Genomic DNA, 22,811 nt, shown 5'->3' with positions numbered 1-22,811 from the left:
TTTTGGGGAACTATCTACGCGAGCGTTGTGTACCCGGGTCCCCTCCCCGTGCCAACTGTGGGGCCGCCGCGCACGGCGCGGCGGCCACCACCACTAAAGCGGTTGCAGCACAACCGGTGCAATCGGCCGTGCGGCATGTCAGGAGTCAACTCCGGAAGTCTACCGAACTCGACGCGGTGCCGGGAGCGCACGAAGCGCGGCCACGAGCTCGGCAACGGCAGCGTCAACTCGGGCGCGGTCATCAGCGGTGCCGTACGCGACCGCAGGGATCCGAGCGAGGAGCGTAACGTTCGTGCATGTCTCCTGGATGACCTTCTTCGCTGTGATCTTGTTGCGTTGCACGGCGACGTGCGTGACAGCGTCGGCCACATCGTCAAGAGCCGCTTGGAGCGCATCGAACGCGTCCGGTTCGGTCGTGGTGCCGGAATCAGGTGACGTGGCGTGAGCCATGAGTGCGGTACTCCAAAGGTGAGGCAGGTTCGGCGTGCACTGCAAACCTATCCGGTGACACCCGCGTTGACCTGTACGAACGCAACTTTGTTGCGCCATTGTGGTCCCGTGGGTAGGTTGGGCCGCAACACAACTGCATACGGAGGCATCTCTTGTGGCCGAACACGTCCGTCCCCGACCCCGACTCGGTTCGCTCTTCACCGGCGCCGGCGGGCTCGACCGCGCCGCCCGTGACGTGTTCGGCGCCGACCTCGCCTGGTGCGCTGACAACGACCGGCACGCCTCCACACTCGCCGCCTACCGGCACCCCCGGGTCCCGAACCTCGGCGACATCACCACGCTCGACTGGGCCGCGGTCTCCCGCGTTGACGTCCTCACCGCCGGGTTCCCCTGCCAGCCGTTCTCGACCCTCGGGAAACGCGCAGGGACCGGCGACGACCGGTGGCTCATCGACCACCTCACCGACGCCATCGACGCGACCGGGCCCGGCCTCGTCCTCTTCGAGAACGTCCCGGGCCTTCTCAAACACGCGGACGCGTTCGCCGCGGTCATCGACTGTCTTTCCGACCGCGGGTACGTGGGGGCCTGGCGGACAGTGGCAGCAAGCGACGCCGGAGCGCCGCACCTGCGTGAACGCGTGTTCATCGCCGCAGTGCGACCCGAACAGTCCAGTCTGCTCGCCGCCGCTCATGCCGACGCCGGTCGCAACACCGGCGATCCGGCTCATGCACGGTCAAGTCGAAGGGTGGATCCGCGGCCCGTGGCGGCACCTGTCGAACTTCCTCGGCGCGATGACGGTCCGGCAGCCCGATGGGACTGGGGCGGCTATGCGCGTGCGGTGACCCGCTGGGAAACCGTGACCGGCAGGCCGTGCCCGCATCCGGTGCAGTGGCGGTCTGGTTGGGGCCGCGGGCCCGGCCGGACCGAGCCGCGGACCGAGTTCCTGGAATGGGCGATGGGCTTGCCGGCGGGTTGGGTTACGGACGTGCCCGGGTTGACGTGGCTGCAGCAGCACCGCTTGATCGGGAACTCCGTCGTGCCGCAGCAGGCTGCGCTCGCGTACCGAGCGCTCGCGCTAGACCTTCTCGCGCTTTTGGGGGCGCGGGATGTGTCCGTTCCAGCGGGAGTCGCCGCGCCCTGATGCCCTCCCCCACAACTGCATACGAGACCTCGAAGGCCGCGGCGCCGCTGCGGCTCGGTTCGCTCTGCACCGGGTACGGCGGCCTGGACGTCGCCGTCGAGCACGTCTTCGGTACGTCCATGACGTGGTTCGCCGAGAACGACTCGCATGCGGCCGCCGTCGTCGACGCGCACTGGCCGGGCGTCCCCAATCTCGGCGACCTCACCAGCGTCGAATGGTCGACCGTACCGGCCGTTGACGTGCTCGCGGCCGGGATTCCCTGCCAGCCGGTGTCGAACGCCGGGAAACGGAAAGGAACAGCTGATGAGCGTTGGATCTGGCCGCATGTCGCCGAAGCCGTTCGCCACCTTCGACCGCGCATCGTGGTCCTGGAGAACGTGGCGGCCATCGTCAACCGCGGCATGGACGGCATTCTCGCGTCGCTGGCCGCGTTGGGGTTCGATGCAGTCTGGGGCTGCTACCGGGCGTCGTGGGCCGGTGCCCCACACCGGAGGGACCGGTGGTTCTTGCTCGGGTGGCCGAGCGAACTGCCTAGCCCTGCTGCCGACGCCTCGAGCGAGCGCGGCCGAGGACCGGCAGTACAAGCGCACGCCGAGCCAGCTCGCGGGCAAGCACGGCCGGAGTCTGCAAGCGGAAGTGTGCTCGCTGCGGCTGCTGCCGACCCCGCGAGCATCGGACACGGGAACGGCGGGGCGCCGGCCGGGTGCTGGCTTCCGCCCGTGCCTGTCAGCGGTGCTGCTCCCCCAGGTAGCCCCGTCGACGGAAACGGCGTCGACTGGGGCGTGTACGGCCCCGCGATCGCCCGCTGGGAGCTCGTGACCGGCCGGGCCGCGCCGCATCCGACGATCCGAACCGACCGGGGTCTGAGGTCGTCGACGCGGTTCGTCGAATGGATGCAAGGGATCGCCAGCGGCTGGGTGACCGGCCGCGGCCTTCCGCGCACTGCCGAACTGCGCCTCCTCGGGAATGGCGTGGTGCCCCAACAGGCCGTCATGGCATTGCGGGACCTCATGAACCACTGCCCCTCCGCATCCCTCCCAGTATCAGCGTCCTGGAGCTCTTGAAGGAACCAGCCCATTGCAGCGGCGCCTGGGTCATTCCTTCAAGACGCCTGCGGTGTGCGCGCCGGGAAAGGGTCCCAGTTCGGCTAGGAGGGAAGCGAAAGCGCCGCGTCGGACCAGGGTGTCGTGGTACTCGTCAGAATTGGGTATCACGATGCTGTATCCGCAGTTGAACTCGATGAGCCGCTGGGGATTCGTCAAGTTGTTGCGCAGCACCTGCAGGTCGACGACTGCCGCGAGCACTCCAAGCATCTGGGGAATGTCGTCTTCAGTGGGTCCGTTGGGGCGCTGCTCGGGGTCCGCAACGAAGTCGAACTCGAAGGCCTGCAGTGCCGCACAAATTTCCTTGATCATCGAGCGAGCGTACCCACGCCATCGTCCATTGACGACAAAGTTGCGTTGGTACTGGTCAGAGCCATGTGATCTGGCATTCTCCGAGGGTCGCACCGGCGTACAATGAAACCTCAGTCGCATCGCGGCTGCTTGTCCTTGCCGACGCGAGGTCGCCCGCCAGGGCTCCGTTTATCGGAAGGACGTTCCCCATGCTCGGCATTGACGAGTTCACGCTCGACTTCACCCCGCTGCTTCCTGAACCTGGGCTGACGCCCGACCCCGGCCAAAAGCCGGACCTGTCGTACTTCGACAAGGAGGGCGACCGGTGGCGTTTCAGCCAGGTCCTTCAGGAGTTCCCTCGGCGCAGGCCGCACTCGTACCTGTGGCTTCCGGCCGACTGCGGCGAACGCGGGTACCTGAACGTCCAGTTTCCGTTGGCGAACTGGATTCCTCGCGGGCGTGAGCTGGTCACACCCGAATATGTGGTGCTTGCGTCGCTGATGGGTGCTCTGGAGCGCGGCGAATTCCTGGATGCGGGCCCGCTGCGGCTTTCCGGTGGTCTGCTTGCGTGGGTTGGTCCGCAGCCGCAGACGGACGCGCTTACGTCGATCAACGCGCTTGGGATGTTGCTGCTCGACCGGTTTGATGCGTTCGAGCTCAACGATGTGTCGGTGCGTCCCCTGGTCGGGCCGATCATTGTCACTGCGTCCCAGTTCGAGTCGGCACCGGCGCTGCTGGCTCCTGAGCACGTGCGCGAGCTCCTGAGTGCGTTGAACTTGTCGTGGCGTGCAGCTGTAGCAACCTGTCGTCCCTGAACTGGACCAGTTTGTGTGATGACACGTGTCCGCTCTGTCATCTACCCTGAGGCGGAAGCACTCCCCAACCCCCGCAAGGAGTTCCTGTGCCGTTCCGCAAGCCTGCTCTCAAACCGATCCGTCTCGACAAGGCCGCACCAGCGACCGAACCGCAGCCGTTCCTGAAGACCGTCGAGGTTGACTCCGGCATCGCGCAAACGTGGGAAGCTGCGCACGGACCGATTGCCGTCATCTTCCCGAACGTCATTCAGAACTTCACCCTGCACCGGCGCCAGTGGCAGACGTGGCTAGCGGAACTCGACTGGTGCCGCATCGTTGTACTTGTGGGGAACGACCGCGGTATCGACGGTGGACCGTCCGTGTTCGTGCACGACCGTCAAGGAGGCGACCCGGGCAAGCATCCGTTCCATTACGAAATGTCGTGGGCGGACCTGAACGGCGCGCTCGGTCAACTGGCACCGTACTGGGCGACGTACTTGCGCACCATGCCCGGCATGGCCGGGTGGTCGCCAGCGGAACCGGAGCGGACAGTCGCCGCTGCCCCAGAAGTCGACCTCGGACCGATCCTTCGTCTCGCGGCGCGGCACGCCCTTGATACGGCGCTGCAACAGGCGCTCATGTCGTTCGCGCAGTCGCAGCTTGCGGATGCAGCGAAAGTCGCAACGCAGGACATCGAGTTCCACCGCGAGCATCGGGATGACACCGATATCCGGTTCGCTGCTGTTCCCGCCGCGGTCGCGGTGCCTGACGAGCCGCTGGATCCCGCCGTGGTCCGCGCCGGGTGGCTCAGTGTGCTCGACCTCGCCGACGATGACGCGCATGCGGCCGTCGCGACCTTCTCGGCGTTCGGGAAGCAGTCGAAAACGGTCCTGCCTGCGTCCACGATCGCGAGAGTCCACACGGATGATGGCGGGGCCGGCGAATGGATCGCCCGCTTGCGGCCGACGCAGCGGACTGCGAAGTTCGCGCTTCTTGACGGCGCCCCGGGGCACGCGGCGCTCATCGACCCGGTGACGGAAGCGGTCGTCGCGTTCGACGGCGACGACACCTATATTGCTGCGGTCCCGTCCCGGCTCGCCACGGCATCCCCGCTCGCGAGCGTCGAGCTCCAGCCTGACCGCGTGTGGATCCGCACTGAGGACGGCACGACCTACCTGTGCCCGGAAACGAGCGCGGTCGACGTCAACTGGGGTTACAGCGGCACCGGTCCGCGCGTGCTCGCGCAGGTACTTCATGCGCTTCTTGAGGACATCAACATCGATGTCGCGGTCGGCCTCGCGGTCCCGCCGGCAGGCCTGGTCGAGTTGTGCAAACGTCCGTGGGAGCCTGGCACGGTCCTGACGCGGAAGGAACTCGAGGAAGCCCAGCGCGCGTAAGTGGTAGACCGCGGGTCGACGGGGCGCGTCAGGGACTGGTCCTTCCGTCCCGGACGAGCCCCGCGCTGGCCGCCGCTCGCGCCAGCATGCGCGCTTTCCGCTGCTGCTGCGTCGGGGCAGTCCACACATGCCAGCCGACCGGCAGCTTCCACCGCTGCAGGTGCTGACGTTCGTCAACACCGCAGTGCTGGCAACCGGACGGAAGCGCGGCATCGGGACCGTTCATCGGGTCGCTTCGGTGGCGCTGATGCGGATCGCTACTTCGTCGCTGCCCGTGTCGATCTTCGTGAGCGTCACACCATGGGGTTTGAGCAGTTCGGCGAGAGCGTCAAGGTCGGGTTGGGCCTTCCAGTCCCACGACAGTACGTTCGGGTCGTACGCCCACGTGAGGCCTTCAACTTCGACCCGGTACCCGCCGCGGACCGTGGCCTTGTCGGAATGCCCGGGGCAGCCATCGGCATCGTCGGGCTCGCCGTCGCCGCGAGCGCGCGTGATGGTTACGAGCCCGTATCCGTCGATTTCAGTGATGCGCCACTCGCCGGTGCCGTCCGGGTCGAACTCGGCGGTGAGCACCACTTCCACGAGTTGCCCGGCGTCAGTGGTCGCCGTAACGCGGATGAGCGCGGGCTTGTCCATCGACGGGTTGAACTCGTCGTCGACGGCTCCGCGTGCCTCGATGAGGTTGTCGGAGGCGCCGTAGATGCGGATGCTGGCACTGGTCAGATCAGTGGTCACTCGTGCTCCTTCGATGCAGCTCGCGCTTCACGCGCTTCGGCGTTCACGATCCGGGAGTGCAGTGCCTGGATGCGGCGGTTCAGGCTCGCGTAACGCTCGAGGTCACGGTCGAGCTTGGCGAACCGGCGTCTACCGGCAGTGCGGGCCGCCTTCGACCGGGAGCTGGGCGACAGGTTCACGATCGCCATGTCCCCGTCATCGTCGACGCCGACAATCGCGTCACGTCGCGAGACGAGCCGGTCCCGTTCTTCCCGGAGGGACGCTGCGGACCGGTACACGCGCGGCTTCGGCTGGCGTTTCGGTGCGGCTTTGCACTCGGGGAGGTCAACCAGGTCTTCGTCACCCGGTTCGACGAACCATTCCAGCAACGCCACCGGCCCAGTCCAATTGGGCTTGATCTGCGGGTTCGCTCCAGGAAAGTCCCGCTTGATCCGCTCGATAGCCGCCTCGACGCGAACCGGGTGCGCGGCTTCCCACGCGGCACGACGCTGTTCGAGCAGGTCCATGTACTCGGCACCGGTCAACCTTTCCCCGCTGATGCGGGCCGGAGCGTCGTGCGGCAACGGTTCGGGGGTCACGTCGGCTCCTTAGTGGTACAACACCCGGGCCTGCTTCCTCTTGCGGCACTTTGGGTTCCGGTACCAATTCTATCTAGCCAGAGTGCCCGTTGCAGCGTTCAACGGTTGTTGTTGCTCAATTGTGGTGGCGCCCTGACCAGGTATTTCACGAGCTGAAGCGGCCCAGCAGCGACCCCGAATACCAGTCCTCAGTGGATAGATGTTCACCACGCCGGCACTCGCTCATAGCGCTCCATCTAACCGCCCGAGGCGGCCAGACTAGGCGCGGCCGCGAGCGTCGGCAGGCAGACTCAGCGGAGCTCGAGCTTGACCCACACGCCCAGGAGCGACTGGACTTCGTGTGCTTCCAGGGGCACGTCAAGCCCGATGGCGGTCCGTTCACCCTGCGGCTGACCGCCAGCAGTCCTCGCGTCCAGGCGCACGGTGCCGGATCCGAGAACGACCTCACTGCCTTGCTTCGGTGCAGCAACACCAGCGCGGGCGGTCTTGTCGACGTGCCCGAAGCTGGTCCGGGGCGGCTGGGTCACGACGGCAACGAGCGTCCCGGTGCGGCCTGCAGCGTCAGCGGGGAATTGGAGGTCGCGGCGGTCGTAGCGTTCGCTGGGGTTCAGTGCGATTACGTCGTCGAAACGGTACGTGTCGAACGCGAGGATCTTCTCCGGGTAGGGAATTTCGAGCAGGCCTTCGCCGAGAACGTCAGTCATGACAGACGGGACCTCACGGTCGTGGTGGGAGTCGGGCCCGGACAATGTATCGAGGATTGGACCGACTGGAGATGCCACACGCGTTCGATGTCGCACGGATCGCATCGCGCGAGCGGCACTCGGTTGGCTCGCGACAGTGTGCCCTCGGGTGTCTATTCGATCGACGGCGGGTCGTACCGGCCGGTGCGCCCGAACTGGGCCTCGGTCCTCGACCACTTCCCGAGCATCACTGCGACCTCGCGGCTGACGTCCGGAAGCGCATCAAGGCCGACCCGCCGGAAGCCATCATGCTCGGCGGCGTTGAGTTGCACGTGCCCGGTCGCTTTCTCGCAGTGGAATACGAACTGGCGCGCCCGCAAACCTGAGCCCGTCGTGTAGTCGAAACTGCCGACGTACCAACCGATCTCGGCCACGAGTCCGGTCTCCTCGAACACTTCACGCTCGTACGCGGCCGCCAGGCCCTCGCCGGCGTCGACACCACCGGAAGGCAACTCCCACAAGCCTGGGAACGTGTCGGTCGCGGCCCGACGCAGCAACAGCACCCGGTCGTCAACGTCAGCGATGATCGCACCGACGACAAGACGTTCGATACCGTCCTGGACTGCCAGGTCAACCAGTCGTTCCCGCTGCAGTTGCTCCACGCTTGCGCCTTCCGCTCGAATGCCAACGCCCGTGCAGCGCTGGCAGTTCCATCGTAGATGCGCGCTCGGTGAAGGCTGTTGTTCCTTCGTCCGGACACGCACCAGGGCAAGGGGCCACGGAGCTAGAACGGCAGGTCGAAAAAGATCGTGATCGCTCGTTCAACTCTCTCGACGCTCGCGCCGACGAGCATTCCTATCGGTTCGCCAAGCTCGTCAACTTCGACCTGGTCCATGCCGTCAACGTGGACGAAACCCGCAACTGGGTCGGACTGGGTGAGCGGGACGGTCACTGGTGCCGGCCCTGCCGTGGCGTGGATCGGGGCGACCATGATCATTCCTGTGCGGGGCGCAAAATTGTGGCCGTCGGCGCTCACGACGCAGATCGGCTGGCCGGTTGGCTGGTGTAGGCGCACTTCACCTTTGCGGGGATTCTCGTTCTTCCCACCCATGAGGGGCGTCGGTCCTTTCGGCCGTGCGTTGCCACAGTTCAGTCGTTGAAGCGGTTGTCGCTGCGAACCATGCCTGCATGTCGGGGTCAACGGGTCGGTCGGCCCATTCGCGAGTTGCCGCGGCGAGCGCTTCACGCCGGGCTTGGCGGGTCACCCACGTTTCGAAGTCGAGGCCTGCAGCGGCAGCGGCAGCGCTCACCATGTCTCGGTCGAGACCAGTGAACGTGACTGTGGTGACGTTGTTGAGGTCGGTCATTGCGGTTCTCGCCTTTCGCCCGGTGGAGGTGGCGTCCGCGGGGTGCTGACTGCTTCCCATCATGGCATGGCGAGTGCCGTTCGCGGAACTGTCACGCCGGGGTTTGCTGACCGGTGCGCCCCGGCATCGACGGGCCGCAGCCTGGAGAACTACACAAGGAAGACCATTGCGGTCATCGCAGCAGCAAACTGCACCGCCCGTGGTATGGTCGAGCCATCAGCCGCTCGCGTGCGCGCGAGACGGAAGTGGGCCCTGTTGGAGTCGCCGTGGCGTCACGGTGTCCAGGGCCCGCGTTGTTTCTCCAGGTCAATCCCGGCCTTCCAGCAGGTCCACCTGACCGGCCAGCGCCGTCGTGTACTGGTCATCGCCGCGCAGTGCCACAGTGTGAGCGCCGGCGACCATGTCGGGAATCCACAGCAGCGGATCGTCACGACCGGGCACGTGATCTAGTCGCATACGGTGGTCGATCTGGTGCGCGTCTCGAAGCCCTCGGAAGAGCGCTAGGTCGCGGTCGTTCTGCTTCCGCTGCCGGGCCTCGGCCACAATGTGGTGAATGCGCCGCTCAGCAAGCTCCCCGAGCAGCCACACGAGCGTTTTATGCCGGGCCCGTTCACTCGTCTCATGCGCTTCCCCGTTGCGGGCAACGACGACATGGTTCAGGCTCAACGCTCCAACGGTTTTGATGTGGCGTTCACGCGAGGCATGCCCGAGCTCATGCCAGTGCAGTTTCCCCGTCGCCTGGCCGCGGGCACTGACCATGACTGCTCGAGCTTCACCCCGCTGGCATGAGGCAACGAGAGTCGCCGCAAGCAAATAGACCCTCCGCGCTCCGATCCGGATTTCCGACTCGTCGACATAGGCGACCCGTCCGATGTCTTTGGGCGCGTCGCCGTGCGAGCCTTCGGATGCGGCGTTGGGGTGGTGTCGGGTCATGTCGTGAGCTTGCACCTGAAGTACGACGCGGAGCCGTCACTAGCGCGCTCGGCGTGTCGCCGGAGCACGTTCGGTTGCGTTAGCGCGGGGAAGGGGGCCTTTCGGACAGCAGGTCGTAGCAGTCGACGCTGCATGCGATGCCGTAGCTGGCCCACATGGAGTTAGGGCCGGTCTCGGTTCCGCACTCGTCGCAGTACTCCGGTGCGGTCCGCTTCGAGGGGTGGTCCTCCTTGCCGATGCCTACGGCGCGGAAGCATGCGAGGTGCACGGACACGTCGCCTGCGGGCGGACGGGCAAGGCCGCGTTCGGCAAACTGGTGCACTGACACTTTCGCGACGGTCACGCAGTCAGCGTCGCTGTAGACGACGGCAGCGCCGACGAGGCGGCACGCGGTCTCGTACTGCTCGCGCGTGTACGCGGGGATTGCGAGTCCAGCGTCGACCAGGAGCGCGCCGGCGGCTTGCTCGGCCACCTCGATGTCGTGCCGCAGCCCCCGGGTTCGCGCTTGCCGCAAGCACATCGCCAGCGACGCTTTCGCGTCGTTGGTCTGCATGAACGGGTCGCCGTACGTGTCACCGTACGAGTCAAGGTCGATGTCGGGGACCGGTTCGATGTCCAGTTCGGTGCAGGCCGCTTCGTAATGGCCGCGGCTCAGGAGCGTCGTTCCGCGGGTGAGCGTGTAGACGGCGCCGCTGTGCTCCTCGGTGACGATGGCGGCAAGGTCGAGGACGACTTGCGCGGCCGTTTCAGCTTCGAGCCAGAACCGGGCTTGCCCGCGGGCGGCCGCTTCGCTCACGTACGTGCGGCCGGTCGGCTGGCTGTCGTGGAACGCCTGCCACCAACCGGAATCGGTCTCGTGGAACGTGTATGAGGCAGGCAGGTCAGGGAAACGCGGGAACGGCATCGGGTGTCTCTCCTCGGGTATGCGGGCTACCCGGCCGGGATTGGCCGGGGCAACCTCCACATCCGTGGAGAGCAAAGCGCTGCCTGCCCCATGGGACGGCATCGGTTCGATCGTATCGACCCGGGCCGACAACGACGACATTCAGTCCGCCGCGGGAACCTCATCCGCGCTGGCGGTGCCACGCTCTTCAGCGGCCTTGCGTCGTTTGCGCTCGTCTGCTTTCCAACGGGCAACGCTGGCATCGCTCTTGTCGAGTTGCGCAATGAAGTAGCGGCGGCGGCGTACGTTCCACCACGGCGTGGTGATGACCGCCAGGGCGCTGTCCAGGTATCCCCAGAGGTCATTTGCCCGCCACTGGTCCATGTTGCCCGTCATGATCTCGGAGATGATCTTGTAGGCACGGCGGTTCTGCTTCGTTCGCGGCGGCCGGGTCACTGCGACCAGGCGGATCACCTCGTTCCGGTCGACGGACGAATCCACATCGCGGTCGAAAAGCTCATGCCATTCGAGACGCATGTTGTCATCGAGAGCCATGTTCAGCAGGGCACGCATGTTCTTGTGCTGCTCGAGAATGCGTTCCTTGCGGGCTTCGAGGCTCGGCTTGGCGAACCACTCGATGCCGAGGGCAACGACCGCGGCGGTGGAAGCCGAGATGATCGCCGTGAGCAGCAGTGCTGATGCGGTCGGGGCTCCGGCGGCGACGGCGAGAGGAAGGGTCATGTCCACATGGTCTCAGGCTGACAGCGGCGTTCCTTGTCCGCGTGCCCGCGGCGAGGACAACCTCCCTGCCGGCAGGCGCTCACCGACGCAAGGCGAACATCCGGTCGGTGAGTGACCTAAACGCGTCCTGGTGCTCGGCGACCTGGGCGTCAAAGGTCGCGTCCCGCTTGAGCCGGATGCGTTTCATCTGCCGGGCGTGCAAGGTCTCGATCTCGGTGATGTGGAAGAAAACGCGGCCCAGCAGCTCCTGGGCAGCTTCGCGTTCTGCGCCGCTGAACAGGTCCCCCACGGACTCCTCAGCAGCTTCGCTGGCTTCCAGGTCGTGGGTGCACATGCGGTAGTGCCGATCGCGGGCGGCCATGCTCGCGGTGCGGCGAACCAGGTCCGTGTAGTGGTCAAGTGCGGCTTTGAGGTCGTCGTCGGTGTTCATGCGGTTCCTCTCGTGCGGGTCAGAAGCGGTCGAGACGCTGGCCGGTTCACGCCGCGAGCACCGGCAAAGTTTGGGTGTAGAGGTCGTTCACGTACGCGTCGATGGCGTCGCCAGCGTCGAACCCGATTGCGGCACTGAGCACGTGAGCGGCCATGGGCGGGGCGACAACGTCAGCGGACTGTTGAAACTGAGAGCTTCGAGATCCGCACCATGGGTAGGTTTTCGAGAACCCGTTCAGGTATCCGGCTTCGGCTGCGGTGAGCTGGAGCTTGTCATCTTCGCGGTACCAGCCGCGGGCCTTGCCCGTGAGACACCAGGCGACCGAATCAGCTCGGAACGTCCCGCCGCCTGTGGGCTTCCTGTTCCCGCGCGTTACTACGCGGTGCCCTGGGCTCCAGTTAAGTGCGGACGCCATCGACCGCCGCTCCCTCTTGGGCGGCATGGGAAGGGCGCCAGGACCCTCGGGTATGTACTGGGGTGCGAAACGGCGGGCAGTGGAGGCCTGGCCGTGCTTTGAAGCGATCAAGAACGCGCGTTTCCTGCGCGACGGCAGCCCGAAATCGGCGGCGTCGAGGACGCCGACGTTCACGGTCTCGCAGCCGATCGAGTACAGCTCGGCGGCCAGGTCCTCAAACGCGAACTCGAGCGAAGGGACTTGCTCCATGGCCATGAACTCGCACCGGCCTTCGGCCATGAGCGTCAACGCCCAGATGCCAGCGGTGGCCATGAGCGCCGTACGTGGATCCTCAACGGCCGCAACGCATTCCATAGCTTGTGCTGCCGTGTGGCCCCAGCCCAAGCTCGTCCAGCTGTCCAAGACCGCCTGGTAGTCGCCGCCGAGCCCTGAACGTTTCCCCGCCGAGCTGAACGACGGGCACGGTGCACTCGCAAGGAACCCTGCGCAGTGGAGGTAGTCGGCTGGTGCGACGGCGCGAACGTCCGCTTGCCGGCGGACATGCCCGGCGGCGCGAGCGGTCGCGCACGCGTCTCGGCCGATCTCGATCCCTTCAATGCTGAGGTCGAGGCCGAGAAGACGTGCGCCTTCGTCCCAGCCGCCGGGGCCCGCGTACAGGTCGACGGTGCGAACGGCTGACGGTGGCGCGATCAGCGGCGGCTGCTCATACCGGCTCACCACAGACCTGTTTGCGCTGGTGTTGTTCTGCTGCGTCGCGTCTCCCGAGTCGGCGTCCACTCGGGCCGGTGGAACGTCTCGGCGTCGTCGTCTGTTGGTGTCAACGGCTGGACGTGCGTGAGCCCGATTGCGCCTGAGGTGCCGGCGATCCACACGACCGGCGTATGCCCGCCGAGTGCCTGCGCGGCGGTGCGAGTCGCTCCCGTTCGCGGTTTACCGTGCCGGACGCCGCGCCAGTAGTGCACGGGCGTGCCGATCGGGTACCGCTCATTCCACGCGGCCACGACCGCATCGGGCACAGTCACGTACGTCGCCGTCTTGCCGCTCATGCGGCCACCTCGACGACATCGGCGAACCCTTCGGCGTACAAGTCCACGGCGGTGAGCGCCGCGACCTCAGCCCACTTCCGTTCGATGACGTGCTCGGGGACGACGCGCTCCCGGGCACCGTTGCGTTCCAAGCACGTGCGAAGCGGCGTGCGGAACACGACCGCTCGAGCGCGGTACCCGTACCGTGCGGCAGCGTCGAGGTCAGCGGCACGGAACCGCGGGACGGTGCTCGTCGCGTCGACAACCACAAGCTGCCCTTCACGAAGGCGCGCATGCATGTCGCGTTCCTGCCAGTCGACCGCTTCACGGTTCATCGACTGGTCGTCCGCGGAGCCGGTCAGCCACGCCCGGTACGTGTCGAGGTTGTGGATGGCGTCGCCGGGCCGGTTCTGGGTGCACCAGGTGCTCTTGCCGCAGCCGGGCGGCCCGATGAGTACTTCCATGCGAATGGGGGCGTCGACCAGGGACGCGAGGTGCGCGGGGAGAGCGTAGGTCACGAGGTCTGCTTTCTCTCGGGTTCGGGTCAGCGGTCGAGGAACGCGACTTGGAATACGAGAAGTCCGAGTTCGCGCCAGCGCGCGACGACACGGTTGCGGTCGTCGAAGACGCCTTGGACGTAGTAGAACGGCTCGATGCGTTCGCGGTAGAAGCCTGCTTTGAGGTCACCGTCGTTCTGGTTGTCGCCAACGGCCCGCATGTGGAGCGCGTCGTATTCGACGCCGAGGTGCTGCTTCAGCCACGTCTCGGTATCGGCCCGGCAGCCTTCGGTCCTGCCCGAGGTGATGATGATGCGGAATCCCTGTTCGGCGGCGGCGCGCACGTTTGAGATCACGAGCGCGTTGGGTGCGTCGGTGAGGACGCGCGTTTCGTCGTACGGGCCACGGTCCACGTGGATGGCGAGCGTGCCGTCAATGTCGACAATGACAGCAGCGGGAAGGTTCGAGCGGGATGATGACACAGGGTTTCTCCAGGTGAACGGGGTTCTTGATAGTCCATTGTCTCATATTTGCATGATCTCCGGAAAGGTGAAAAGCCCGGATGTGGTTCCCCTCTCGGGGTTACATCCGGGCTTTCACTGGTAAGTCTGGCTATTGGCGAGCAGTGCCATTCAGGCGGTGTTCAATAGCGTCTGAGCGCGGGGCTCACGAGTGGTGTTGACGGTCATGCAGAGTGAACGCGACCGTGAACGCGTCGCCACCGCTGGTGTAGTAATCGCCTTGCGCGTTGCGGACGAGCCAGTCACCGACACGGGCTCGCAACGGCCCAGCAGTCGTGGCGAACACGAGGCCGCCGCCAGGACGGATAGTGCAGGCGCCGCCGACGAACTGCTCGCACGATTCGAGGCGAGAGCTGTCGATGCGGATCGCGTCGACGACGATGCTGCCGTTGCGGTACCGAGCGGGCGCAGTCGTCGGGTAGTCGCGGGGACCGTCACTCATCAGCGTCGAGCCCTCCGGCCTGGGCGATTCGTTCAGCTCGGAACCGTTGCAGCTCCTCAAGCAGCACCTCGATGTCCGGGCGTGACAGCTTGTACGGTCCGGCGGCTTCATCGATCGTGTAGGTGACCTCCGCGCCGAGGTTGTACATGTCCGGGAACGCGGCCAGGTAGCCGCGGACTCGCGCTTCGGCGCTTGCAACACTTGGGCGGACAGGTGAGGTCATGATTCGACGCTCCGAGGTTGGATGGCGACCACGTGGTAGTCGGCTAGGTCTGCAACGTAACTGCCGGTGGGTCCTGGCTTGTCCCATACGACGACGAGTTCAATGTCGTCGGGGCCGCCCTTCGCCAGCGCGTGCACCACGCCGGTCCCGTTGCGAAGGGCCGCAGGCCACTGGTGCCCGATGTGGCGAATGCGGGTGCCGACGTTCAGCGGCCCTGTGTGGTCCACGGTCGTGTATCCGCGGGCGACGAGGTTGGCGTGTGCCTGGTCAGCTGCGGTCTGGACCTGGGATGGCATTGCGGTCACCGAAGGTCTCCGGTGGGCCGCGGACCGGGCCAGACTCGGCCGTGCCGATGCGGGTCACGAATCCATCCGGTGAGGTCACTCAGCTCGACCGGTTCCAGCGGCACGTAGGCCTCGGGGTGAGCGTGCAAGAAGGCGGCGGGCCCGGTGACGGGCCATCCGGTGAACAGTCCTACGAGTTCGTTGACGGCACCGGTGTGCGTACCACCGATCGCGTCAGCGCCCGCGAGCGCAATGGTGGTGGTACCAGGAAGCGCAAGCCGCTCGAAGGCTGTCGCGCCGATCCAGTGAGCGATTTCTTGTCCGGCGTCTGCCTGACTTTCCGGAAGGGTGCCGAGCATGACACGAGGTCTGGACGTGCCCGGCGTATAGAGCAGGTAGGGACGTTCAACTTCGCCGAACGATACGAAGACCGCGTCGACGTCGGCAGGCTGGTCGAGGTGCAACATAGCGGTCCCGTGTCAGTAGGGGCGAAATTCGAGGTCAACGAGAGAGCCATCTACAGCTGACAAACTCATCCAGTGGTCGGTTCGGCCGTCGAGCGGCTGCACACCGATCTCCGTGAAAGGCGCACCGTCGAACGGAGCCTCGACGAACAGCGCCCCGGAACCGAGAATGACCTCCTCGCCGTCTTTTGCTTTCCACTCGCGCGGCTTCCACACCGCCGGTCCCCACGGGTGCTTGTTCGGCCGGGGCTTGTTCCGGTCGTCAATCACGATCGCCACCAGGTCGCCGACTGTTCCGATCGGAAGGTCAGTGAATTCGATCCGGTCGGACACGTCGATGTGGCCACGTTCGGCACGGCGGGCCATTCCTTCCTCACCGGTGAGGTTGATGGCACCCCAGCGGTCCGAATGGCGTTCAACGGAGTCACTGTCGACTTCGCCGCGGCCGATCTTGATAGCTACCGACACAGGGTTGCTGTTGGCGGACATGGAGAACGCTCCGTTCGTTGGGGGTGTGCGCTCCCCCAATTCTAGTGGTTTTGAGAGGTCGCGACCGGCGTTGTTGTCGTGCTGGAATGGACTGCGATCATGTTGTTGTGCAGCCGATTTACAGGTCCGCCGCGGTCACCTGAGGCGGCAACCAACTCTTCACGGGGTCGCTCCTGCCTGGCTGGCAACGGCGCGCGCGACCGCGCCTTGGAGGCGTTCAACAGTGACGCCGCGGCCGTCCTGGTAGCCCGGGGCCACCTCTTCATACTCGCGGTCGGCGACCGCCGGCGGTACTGCCGTCAACGGCAGCTCGGTTACCGCGCCAGACCGGAGCGTCCAGTGCCCCGCGGCAGCGCCGCGGCCTTCGTCGCCAACGAGCCACATCTCCATGTCGAGGAACGGGAACGCGTCAGCGATGCAGCGCCACTCAGCGTCGACCTCATCGAGGTCCGGCCATGGGCCAAGAAAGTAGTTGCTGCAGAAAATACGGCCGTTCCAGTCGCACCACCCGTACGACCCGGACCGTGAGGCGGTGATGCGCAGGTTCGACGTCCACCGCACGCCGAGGTTCCCCGTTCGCGCGGCGGCCTCACTGAGGCTGCTCACAACGTCGAACGCGTCGTGAACTCCTACCTGCCAGTCCAGGCCACCGTCCCGAATCGCGTCGAGCCGGGCAGTGCGGATGATGATTTCGTCGGATTGCTCGGGGGTGACCGTAGTTCCGGTGACTACCAGGAGCGGAAACTTCATCAGGTCGACTGTGCTCACCACATGATCCGATTGATCGCGGCCTGAAGCCGGTCGACGGCGACGCCGCGCTCGCAGGGACTGTCATGGTTGCATCGGCCGCAGGCCCCGCATCGAGGCGCGGCCGCGAGCGTCTGCTCGAACCGTGCGTTTTCAGCTGCCTCCCCAGTGTCGACCGGCGGGAAAACCGGCGGCAGCTCGGTCGCGGTGCCCGCGCGGATGCGCCAGTGGCAGGAGAGCGGTTCGGCGTGCTCGGGTTCAGGGTCGAACGCCCACGCTTCCATGTCCAGGTACGGGAACGCAGCGGCGATCGCTGCCCAGTCCTCGGTCAGTTCGTCCGCGGACGGCCACTTGCCGACGTTCCAGGTTGCGCAGCCCACGGTCCCGTCCCAGTCGATCCAGCCGTACGGGCCGCCCCACCAGGTGGACATGATCTGATGATTGTCGAGGTAGTGCAGATTGATGGTGCGAAGGCGGCGGGCCGCAGCTCGCCCGGACTCGTACTCGTTGCCGGGGTCGATGCCGAACATGGCCCGGACCTGACGCAGCCATGCTTTGTCGTTGGAGAACAACGGGAATAGTGCCGTGGTTCGCACGATGATCTCGTCGGCCTGTTCGGGTGTGACGGAGTTACCGGTGACGACGATGCGCGGCCATTTCCCCAGGTTGACTTCGGTCATGAGCGATCCGCTCTCTGTGTGTCGGGGTCGAGGTTGGCAACAGCCATGGTGTCGTAGGACTCGTACAACTCCGGCCAGTCCTCGCCGGGCTCGAGCGCTTCGGCGGGAAGCTGCCCGAACGCGACGGCCAGGCGGACACTGAAGTTCTGGCCGCCGCAGGTCGCGAGCCAGCCAGCGCAGGCGACAGCGGCTTGATCAGGTTTCGCCGGAATTTTGTGGCACGCAAAGAGCGGTTGCGGAGTACCGTCCCAGTTCTCTGGCTGCTCGCTCGTGTTCCGGAGCGCTTCAAACCGTTCGGGAGGGAACTTGCCGAGCTCGGCCGTTGTCTGCCACGGGCATTCGTTGCAGGGCCGCTTCTGGCGGGGCAGCTCGCGTTTGTCGTTCACCGGTCGCCCCGCTTCATGGCGTTCGCGGCGCGGTTCGCTTCGGCCATCTCGTCGTAGGAGCTGTACAGCTCCGGCCAGTCGTCGCCGGGCTGGAGCGCTTCGGGAGCGATCGAGCCGTTCAGGACCGAGAGGCGCACACCGATGTTCTCATGCCCAGCGACAGCCAGGAAGCCAGCGCACGTCAGCGACGCTTTGGCGCCCGTTCCGGGTGCTGTCGAATGGCAACCGAACCGGTTAGGGATGACGCCATCCCAGTCCTGGTGGACGCTCGTGTGCCGGGACGACTCGAACACCGAGTCAGGGAAGACGCCGAGCGGGGCGTCTTTGCGCCACGGGCACGTGTCGCATGGCGTCCGCCGGTACCCGGCGGCGTTGTCGACACGGACGACACCCCAAACGCCTCCTGGATCTTCGCAAACCCATTCGGGGTCGGTGGCCGCGCGGGCGTCGTTCGACGGTGGCGGGGTGCGGTGGGGCATGCGTTCATTCTTCCTGATTCGGCCCGGCGGCGTGAGGGCCAGCGCGGGCGGCCGTTGACCGGTCGGCGGTGGCGCGGTTTGAGCGCCACCACGGTCCGGGGCATTCACGCTTGCGGCGCCGACCCGGGTGGGTTCCCGTCCCCCACGGGGACGGGCGAGTTCCATGCGGCGTACCGCAGTTGTGTCACCAGGTGGTCAGCGGCGGATTCCATCTCTTCTCTGCGGACCCGGTCGGGGATCCGGTTGGAGGCGATGCGGGAGAGAATGAGGATGTTCAACGCGGTCTCGCGCAGGAGCGTGGAAAGCGGGATGCGTTTGCGAGCTGCGGCGAGCGCGGTAACGGCGTTGGCGAGCTGCTCGATTTCGGGGTTTGCGGCCATGGTTGCTCCGTTCGCGGTTGTCCGTGTAGGACAATTTTATTCGCGTTTCGATCAGTTCCCAAGTGATGCAACGCGTTGTTGCGGGGTTGTGGTGTCCTTGTGGTGCTGTCATGACCTGCGAATTCAGTCATTCTATGGAACACCGGTATGGCATTTTGACGGTAGGCATTGCAAGTCCACAAGCGACATCCTGGGCACTGTGAGTAGCGTTGTCGGGCCTGCCGGCAATCTCGGATGCCGGCGCACGGCCGCGGCCGCCAACACGGGAACCGAGCCCGAGTTGGCACTCGAGCCCGGCCTCGTATCAGAAGTGCCACCAGCCGTCGTAGCCGTCCGGGATAGCGGGGTACGCGGCAAGCATGGGTTTGAGCACGGCCAGGTGTGCGGCCATGACCTCCGGTTCGCCAGCGCCCCAGTAGGCGCGGCCGTCCCAGCGGCCGGTGCACACGCCGCCGCCGCGGCCGTCGAGGTCGGCCGTCAAGACCGCTAGGGGGTCGCTCGTGTCGACGGGCGCCGTCAGTCCGTGCGCCCACAGGCGCAGCGTTCCCTTGCAAGCGCGGGTCGCACCGTTCTTGCGGCGGAACCAGACCGCGTCGACGGACCCGTTGAGCCCGTGTCGGTATCGGGTGTCGTACGGTGCGGGGTGTTCGTGCGGTTCAGCGGTGAGTGTCGCGAGGTCGAGGGCGTACATGCCTGCGATGCGGAATCGGTCGGTGCGGTGCATGGCGGATCCTTCGGGTTCGGCCGGAAGTGGTTGCGGGGCACGCTGGGGGCCACTGGCGGCCCGGGTGCGGGCCGCCAGCGCGAGCAGTGAGCGGTCAGGGGTTCACGAGCAGGGGTAGTGCGCGCCTTCGTTGTCGAGCGCGTACTGCAAGTCCCCGGCGGCGACGGCGGCGGCTTCGGCAGCGTCGTCGAGCGCCCATTCGATTCCGGTGCGGTAGTCGGTGTCCAGGTTGTTCGCGGACGTGTCGGCGGTGGTGAGCGCGCGGGCCGTGAGGAACGGCGCAACGGCGGCGACAATCTGGGCGGCGAGCGTGTCGGGTTCGCGGCCAGGATGGGAGCGGATGATGTGTGCGGCGGCGCTTTCGGCAAGGTGTGTGGCGTCGACGGGTTCGATCGGCATGGCGTGTGCTTCCTGGTTGGGCTGGCGACCTGGGGCGTTCCAGGTCGCCAGCGCGGGCGGTGGTTACGCGGCGGTGGCGAGCACGCGGGCAGCATTCTCCCGGCGGCGCACGGTGAAGGCCGCGAGGCGTTCGCGGGCTTCGGCAAGTTCGGTCTCGCGGGAGGCTACGGACCGGATGCAATAGCTGGCGTTAGACGTTGCGACGTCAAATCGGCGGGCCGCTGCTTTCCTGCGGTCGCTGTCGACTTTGCTGGGACGCGTGCCTTGTGGGTACTTCCGGTCAAGTTCGGCACGCAGGCTGTCCAGGTCGTTTTCGGCTGCGGTCGCTTCGGCTGCGCTGGGGTCCACTTGTGTGCGGGCGTACCGGAGCGCTTCGGCGGCTTTCCTCTTACGCTCGAGGAGGTCGGCTGCGGCGCGGTCGAGTGCGGCGTGCACGTCGTCGATCCGCCAGACGTTGGCGACGGCATCCCGTTGGGCGGGGTCGGTGCCGGGGTCGGTGAGCCACAGGACCGTTTCGATGCGACCGTCGATGCTGGTGTCATTGAGCCGGTCGGGGTGTGGCAGGGGCAGCGCCGCGTCATGCGCCCAAACGGGCCCGGCGGGGGTCCACTTCGCGACGGCGGGCAGGATCTGCCCGGCCCACACGGTGGCGGGGCCGCGCGCCTCGGTGTAGCGGCGGTCGACTTTGGCGGCGACTTTGCGGATCCGGGCGGCGTGCCAGCCGCGGCATTTCGCACCGTCGCAGCGGCAGGCGGCGAATTCAGCGGTGTACCGGGCGGTGGTGGGGTCGATGCCGGTGATGGTCCACGTGCCCGCGTCGGGGCCCCAGATGTCGGCACCATTCTTGGTACCGGTGAGCGGGTGCGGGTAGTGCGTGAGCGTGTAGCGGGGTGCGGCGGGTGTGCGTGCCATGTCGGGTGGTCCTTCCCGTGGGGTGTGCGGAGGCGGCGGGTCCGGCCAGCGCGGGGCTGGCCGGACCGGGGGGCGGGTTACGCCCAGGTGCATCCGGGGAAGGTGAGGACGGTCGCGGCGGTGCCGGTCATGGTGCGGCCGAGGGCGGCTCCGGCGCGGTCGCCTGCTGCTGCGGCGCTGGCGAACATGGCGCGGAATTGGCCGCAGGCGAGCGCGGTGCCGGTGACGGCGGGGGTGCCGCTGACGGTGTCGGTGGTGAGGGCGAGTCCGGCGCTAACGATAAGGGCGGCGAACGCGTTCTTGTTGAGGGTCATGGGGTGTGCTCCGTTCGTGTGCTTGTCCGTGTAGGTCAAGCATACCCGGAATTGAATGCAATTACCTTCATTCTTGGCGGTTGTTGCCGACTTGTGGTGCAGCAGGAAACGGCAGGCGATCCAAACCGACAAACCATCGAATGAACCGGATCACGAGCTCGGCCCGGGTGTAGCCGTTGCGTTCGGCCAGTTCGCCAAACCGGGCCCACTCCCCCGGCGGCATCGGAAACGACAGCGACGTCCGGTCGCTCCAGTCCGTAATGGCCGCTTCCCAGTCCGGGCGGGTCGGTGCCGGTCCCGAACCCATCCACCATTCGATGAACCCAACCGCCAGCGCTGCGGGACGCTGGCCTGTGCTGGCGGCCGCTTCGCTGTAGGCGCGCATAAGCGCCGGCGGGAGGTTGACGACGCCACGCTGTTCTTTCGGTTCGGTGTCCATATCAGGGTCCCACTCCTCAAGTTGAATGCATATACCTTCACTATAGCGTGTTGGAGCGGCTCCCGGGGTGGCATGGGCGGCACCGGCGAACCCCGTCTGCCGGCGTATGCCGGCAGACGGGTTCGCCCCAGGGCCGCCCGGTTCGGGCGGCCCTGGGTGCATGGTCAGTACCCGGCGGCCGCGATGCGGTCGAACAGCGGACCGCCAGCGCGGTCGGTGGTCACCGGGTCCGGGTTGTCGATCAGCGAGCGCAGGAGGGACGAGGGCGCTTCGAGCCAGAGCGACGCGCCGGGGCACCGGCGCGGCAGCGGCCGCATCCAGTGGGAGGCGACACGGTGCAGCTCGACATTGAACCGGACGGCTTCGAAGTCGTTGCCGTACATGAGGTGGTCGCACAGTTCGCAGTGCGCGACCCAGCGGCCAGCAGTCTTGCGGGGGCGGCGGATAACGGTCTTGTCGCGGCGCATGAGGACTCCTTGCGTTCAGGGCGGGGCGGCCCGGCCGGTCCGGCCGGGCCGCGTGCGAGTTAGAACCGGTCGACGGGCGTTTCAGCACTGGCGGCGCTGGAGGTGAGCCGCGAGGCGGCCGCCGTCGTGCTCGCGGCCGCGTTGGCGAGCGCGGTCACGGTGGCGAACAGTTCGGCGGCGCATCCGGTGATCTCGATGCCGAACCGGTCGCGGGCTTGGGCTTTCATGGCGTCGCAGAATTCGCCCAGGCAGGCCGCGCCGAGGGTGCGCGGGTCGGGAAGGTCGACGCGGTCAAGGCGCTTGGAGGCCAGCATGTCTTCCCACTCGGCGGCGTCGAGCTGGCGCGTCTGCGACATGTCGAACACCGACCCGACCGGGCGGAAGGTCCGCTGGCCTCTGATCGTTTTCGGCACGAACACCTTCGCGGCTTTCTCGTCGTGCATCACGACGCGGCCGCGCTGGACCCATCCGGCCCACGTGTCGAGCGCGGTCGGTTCGATGCCGCGCCGGGTGAACTGGTGGTAGATGAAGTGGAGGTTGCGCGCCGAGTATCCGGTGACGGCCGGAGAGGTGACGACGAAACCGAGGATCGTCTGCTGTGCGGTGCGCGTGGTGGCGGCCAGCGCGGCGGTGGCGACCTGTTCGGCTTCGCGGGCTTCGGCAGCTTTGAGGAAGGCGTTCGCGCTGCGCTCGGCAGCCGGTCGGGTGGTGTTGCGGTACATGGGATTCGCTCCGTTCGTTGCTTGTCCGTGTACTGCAATCCTAATCCGGATTGAAGGTTATTGCATTCAAAGTTGCCGGGTTGTTGTTCCTTGTTGCCGAGCCGTTGTCGTAATTCAAATGCCGTGTGACTAGGTCATTCATTCGACTCGACTTGACAACGTCTCGACTACAACTCTCAGAATTGAATGCAATTGCCTTCATTCGTGGTTATGCTTAAGGCTCACGGACAAACACGAATGGAGCAATCCCCAGTGATGAAGCAAACCTCAGCAGCC

37 protein-coding genes are annotated in these 22,811 nt (G+C 66.3%); 4 read left to right on the top strand and 33 right to left on the bottom strand.

Annotation, left to right across the window (positions count from 1 at the left end):
• Positions 1-159 precede the first annotated feature (159 nt).
• Positions 160-450: a hypothetical protein gene (locus JHY01_RS17450; protein ID WP_205326943.1), complete on the bottom strand. Its 291-nt coding sequence runs from the start codon at positions 448-450 to the stop codon at positions 160-162.
• Between the two features lie 154 nt (positions 451-604).
• Here JHY01_RS17450 and JHY01_RS17445 point away from each other — a divergent pair, with 154 nt between their 5' ends.
• Both JHY01_RS17445 and JHY01_RS17440 read left to right on the top strand, forming a co-directional pair.
• Positions 605-1,591 carry a DNA cytosine methyltransferase gene (locus JHY01_RS17445; protein WP_205326942.1) on the top strand — a complete coding sequence of 329 codons (987 nt, stop codon included), beginning with the start codon at positions 605-607 and terminating at the stop codon, positions 1,589-1,591.
• Complete coding sequence (locus JHY01_RS17440) at positions 1,591-2,655, top strand: DNA cytosine methyltransferase (RefSeq protein WP_205326941.1); 1,065 nt, start codon at positions 1,591-1,593, stop codon at positions 2,653-2,655. The genes JHY01_RS17445 and JHY01_RS17440 overlap by 1 nt, the downstream gene beginning before the upstream one ends.
• A 30-nt stretch (positions 2,656-2,685) precedes the next feature.
• Here the strand turns inward: JHY01_RS17440 and JHY01_RS17435 are convergent, their stop codons facing one another.
• Positions 2,686-3,006: a hypothetical protein gene (locus JHY01_RS17435; protein ID WP_205326940.1), complete on the bottom strand. Its 321-nt coding sequence runs from the start codon at positions 3,004-3,006 to the stop codon at positions 2,686-2,688.
• Between the two features lie 188 nt (positions 3,007-3,194).
• On the opposite strand from JHY01_RS17435, the gene JHY01_RS17430 reads away from it, so the two are divergent.
• Together JHY01_RS17430 and JHY01_RS17425 are read left to right on the top strand one after the other, a co-directional pair.
• Positions 3,195-3,800 carry a hypothetical protein gene (locus JHY01_RS17430; protein ID WP_205326939.1) on the top strand — a complete coding sequence of 202 codons (606 nt, stop codon included), beginning with the start codon at positions 3,195-3,197 and terminating at the stop codon, positions 3,798-3,800.
• An 86-nt stretch (positions 3,801-3,886) separates the two neighbouring features.
• A complete protein-coding gene (locus JHY01_RS17425) occupies positions 3,887-5,176 on the top strand; it encodes a hypothetical protein (RefSeq protein WP_205326938.1) in 1,290 nt (429 codons plus the stop codon).
• 222 nt (positions 5,177-5,398) lie between these two features.
• On the opposite strand, the gene JHY01_RS17420 is transcribed toward JHY01_RS17425, so the two are convergent.
• The 31 genes from JHY01_RS17420 to JHY01_RS17270 all read right to left on the bottom strand — a co-directional run bounded on the left by JHY01_RS17420 (position 5,399) and on the right by JHY01_RS17270 (position 22,535).
• Positions 5,399-5,911, bottom strand: a complete 513-nt coding sequence (locus JHY01_RS17420) for a hypothetical protein (protein ID WP_205326937.1) — start codon at positions 5,909-5,911, stop codon at positions 5,399-5,401.
• Positions 5,908-6,489, bottom strand: a complete 582-nt coding sequence (locus JHY01_RS17415) for a hypothetical protein (protein WP_205326936.1) — start codon at positions 6,487-6,489, stop codon at positions 5,908-5,910. Before JHY01_RS17415 ends, JHY01_RS17420 begins: the two co-directional genes overlap by 4 nt.
• 290 nt (positions 6,490-6,779) lie before the next feature.
• Positions 6,780-7,193, bottom strand: a complete 414-nt coding sequence (locus tag JHY01_RS17410) for a hypothetical protein (protein WP_205326935.1) — start codon at positions 7,191-7,193, stop codon at positions 6,780-6,782.
• A 152-nt stretch (positions 7,194-7,345) separates the two neighbouring features.
• Positions 7,346-7,834: an NUDIX hydrolase gene (locus JHY01_RS17405; protein ID WP_205326934.1), complete on the bottom strand. Its 489-nt coding sequence runs from the start codon at positions 7,832-7,834 to the stop codon at positions 7,346-7,348.
• A gap of 122 nt (positions 7,835-7,956) precedes the next feature.
• On the bottom strand, positions 7,957-8,283 hold the full coding sequence (locus JHY01_RS17400; RefSeq protein WP_205326933.1) for a type II toxin-antitoxin system PemK/MazF family toxin: 327 nt from the start codon (positions 8,281-8,283) through the stop codon (positions 7,957-7,959).
• On the bottom strand, positions 8,249-8,539 hold the full coding sequence (locus tag JHY01_RS17395; protein WP_205326932.1) for a hypothetical protein: 291 nt from the start codon (positions 8,537-8,539) through the stop codon (positions 8,249-8,251). Before JHY01_RS17395 ends, JHY01_RS17400 begins: the two co-directional genes overlap by 35 nt.
• A 306-nt stretch (positions 8,540-8,845) precedes the next feature.
• Complete coding sequence (locus JHY01_RS17390; protein WP_205326931.1) at positions 8,846-9,472, bottom strand: hypothetical protein; 627 nt, start codon at positions 9,470-9,472, stop codon at positions 8,846-8,848.
• Positions 9,473-9,551: 79 nt separating this feature from the next.
• Positions 9,552-10,376 carry a hypothetical protein gene (locus JHY01_RS17385; RefSeq protein WP_205326930.1) on the bottom strand — a complete coding sequence of 275 codons (825 nt, stop codon included), beginning with the start codon at positions 10,374-10,376 and terminating at the stop codon, positions 9,552-9,554.
• Between the two features lie 141 nt (positions 10,377-10,517).
• Complete coding sequence (locus JHY01_RS17380) at positions 10,518-11,096, bottom strand: hypothetical protein (RefSeq protein ID WP_205326929.1); 579 nt, start codon at positions 11,094-11,096, stop codon at positions 10,518-10,520.
• A 79-nt stretch (positions 11,097-11,175) separates the two neighbouring features.
• Positions 11,176-11,526 (bottom strand): hypothetical protein, encoded by a 351-nt coding sequence (locus JHY01_RS17375; RefSeq protein WP_205326928.1) that lies wholly within the window; start codon positions 11,524-11,526, stop codon positions 11,176-11,178.
• 46 nt (positions 11,527-11,572) lie between these two features.
• Complete coding sequence (locus tag JHY01_RS17370) at positions 11,573-12,658, bottom strand: DNA cytosine methyltransferase (protein WP_205326927.1); 1,086 nt, start codon at positions 12,656-12,658, stop codon at positions 11,573-11,575.
• Complete coding sequence (locus JHY01_RS17365; protein ID WP_205326926.1) at positions 12,655-12,987, bottom strand: hypothetical protein; 333 nt, start codon at positions 12,985-12,987, stop codon at positions 12,655-12,657. The genes JHY01_RS17370 and JHY01_RS17365 overlap by 4 nt, the downstream gene beginning before the upstream one ends.
• Positions 12,984-13,484: an AAA family ATPase gene (locus JHY01_RS17360; protein WP_205326925.1), complete on the bottom strand. Its 501-nt coding sequence runs from the start codon at positions 13,482-13,484 to the stop codon at positions 12,984-12,986. The genes JHY01_RS17365 and JHY01_RS17360 overlap by 4 nt, the downstream gene beginning before the upstream one ends.
• Positions 13,485-13,510: 26 nt before the next feature.
• A complete protein-coding gene (locus tag JHY01_RS17355; protein WP_205326924.1) occupies positions 13,511-13,945 on the bottom strand; it encodes a hypothetical protein in 435 nt (144 codons plus the stop codon).
• A 184-nt stretch (positions 13,946-14,129) separates the two neighbouring features.
• Positions 14,130-14,426, bottom strand: a complete 297-nt coding sequence (locus JHY01_RS17350) for a hypothetical protein (protein WP_205326923.1) — start codon at positions 14,424-14,426, stop codon at positions 14,130-14,132.
• Positions 14,419-14,649 carry a hypothetical protein gene (locus JHY01_RS17345; protein WP_205326922.1) on the bottom strand — a complete coding sequence of 77 codons (231 nt, stop codon included), beginning with the start codon at positions 14,647-14,649 and terminating at the stop codon, positions 14,419-14,421. Before JHY01_RS17345 ends, JHY01_RS17350 begins: the two co-directional genes overlap by 8 nt.
• Entirely contained in the window at positions 14,646-14,954 is a 309-nt protein-coding gene (locus JHY01_RS17340) for a hypothetical protein (RefSeq protein ID WP_205326921.1), read from the bottom strand. Before JHY01_RS17340 ends, JHY01_RS17345 begins: the two co-directional genes overlap by 4 nt.
• Positions 14,951-15,400 carry a hypothetical protein gene (locus tag JHY01_RS17335; protein ID WP_205326920.1) on the bottom strand — a complete coding sequence of 150 codons (450 nt, stop codon included), beginning with the start codon at positions 15,398-15,400 and terminating at the stop codon, positions 14,951-14,953. Before JHY01_RS17335 ends, JHY01_RS17340 begins: the two co-directional genes overlap by 4 nt.
• A gap of 12 nt (positions 15,401-15,412) precedes the next feature.
• Entirely contained in the window at positions 15,413-15,886 is a 474-nt protein-coding gene (locus JHY01_RS17330) for a hypothetical protein (RefSeq protein ID WP_205326919.1), read from the bottom strand.
• A gap of 159 nt (positions 15,887-16,045) precedes the next feature.
• On the bottom strand, positions 16,046-16,654 hold the full coding sequence (locus JHY01_RS17325; protein ID WP_205326918.1) for a hypothetical protein: 609 nt from the start codon (positions 16,652-16,654) through the stop codon (positions 16,046-16,048).
• On the bottom strand, positions 16,651-17,313 hold the full coding sequence (locus JHY01_RS17320; protein ID WP_205326917.1) for a hypothetical protein: 663 nt from the start codon (positions 17,311-17,313) through the stop codon (positions 16,651-16,653). The genes JHY01_RS17325 and JHY01_RS17320 overlap by 4 nt, the downstream gene beginning before the upstream one ends.
• Positions 17,310-17,699: a DUF6283 family protein gene (locus JHY01_RS17315; protein WP_205326916.1), complete on the bottom strand. Its 390-nt coding sequence runs from the start codon at positions 17,697-17,699 to the stop codon at positions 17,310-17,312. The genes JHY01_RS17320 and JHY01_RS17315 overlap by 4 nt, the downstream gene beginning before the upstream one ends.
• Positions 17,696-18,178, bottom strand: a complete 483-nt coding sequence (locus JHY01_RS17310; protein WP_205326915.1) for a DUF6283 family protein — start codon at positions 18,176-18,178, stop codon at positions 17,696-17,698. Before JHY01_RS17310 ends, JHY01_RS17315 begins: the two co-directional genes overlap by 4 nt.
• 104 nt (positions 18,179-18,282) lie before the next feature.
• Entirely contained in the window at positions 18,283-18,558 is a 276-nt protein-coding gene (locus JHY01_RS17305; protein WP_205326914.1) for a hypothetical protein, read from the bottom strand.
• Between the two features lie 304 nt (positions 18,559-18,862).
• Complete coding sequence (locus JHY01_RS17300; protein ID WP_205326913.1) at positions 18,863-19,282, bottom strand: hypothetical protein; 420 nt, start codon at positions 19,280-19,282, stop codon at positions 18,863-18,865.
• 102 nt (positions 19,283-19,384) lie between these two features.
• Complete coding sequence (locus JHY01_RS17295; protein WP_205326912.1) at positions 19,385-19,681, bottom strand: hypothetical protein; 297 nt, start codon at positions 19,679-19,681, stop codon at positions 19,385-19,387.
• A gap of 63 nt (positions 19,682-19,744) precedes the next feature.
• The gene (locus JHY01_RS17290; RefSeq protein ID WP_205326911.1) at positions 19,745-20,593 is read right to left on the bottom strand and encodes a hypothetical protein; all 849 of its coding nucleotides are present in this window, start codon (positions 20,591-20,593) and stop codon (positions 19,745-19,747) included.
• A 77-nt stretch (positions 20,594-20,670) separates the two neighbouring features.
• The gene (locus tag JHY01_RS17285; protein WP_205326910.1) at positions 20,671-20,907 is read right to left on the bottom strand and encodes a hypothetical protein; all 237 of its coding nucleotides are present in this window, start codon (positions 20,905-20,907) and stop codon (positions 20,671-20,673) included.
• 67 nt (positions 20,908-20,974) lie between these two features.
• Positions 20,975-21,346 carry a hypothetical protein gene (locus JHY01_RS17280; protein ID WP_205326909.1) on the bottom strand — a complete coding sequence of 124 codons (372 nt, stop codon included), beginning with the start codon at positions 21,344-21,346 and terminating at the stop codon, positions 20,975-20,977.
• Between the two features lie 164 nt (positions 21,347-21,510).
• Positions 21,511-21,813 (bottom strand): hypothetical protein, encoded by a 303-nt coding sequence (locus JHY01_RS17275; RefSeq protein WP_205326908.1) that lies wholly within the window; start codon positions 21,811-21,813, stop codon positions 21,511-21,513.
• 59 nt (positions 21,814-21,872) lie between these two features.
• Positions 21,873-22,535, bottom strand: coding sequence for a hypothetical protein (locus JHY01_RS17270; RefSeq protein WP_205326907.1), 663 nt, complete (start codon positions 22,533-22,535; stop codon positions 21,873-21,875).
• Positions 22,536-22,811: the final 276 nt, after the last annotated feature.

The sequence above is a fragment of the Glycomyces sp. YM15 genome, assembly GCF_016918015.1.
GTDB lineage: Bacteria > Actinomycetota > Actinomycetes > Mycobacteriales > Micromonosporaceae > Glycomyces.
This window is presented reverse-complemented; position numbering and strand designations above follow the sequence as displayed.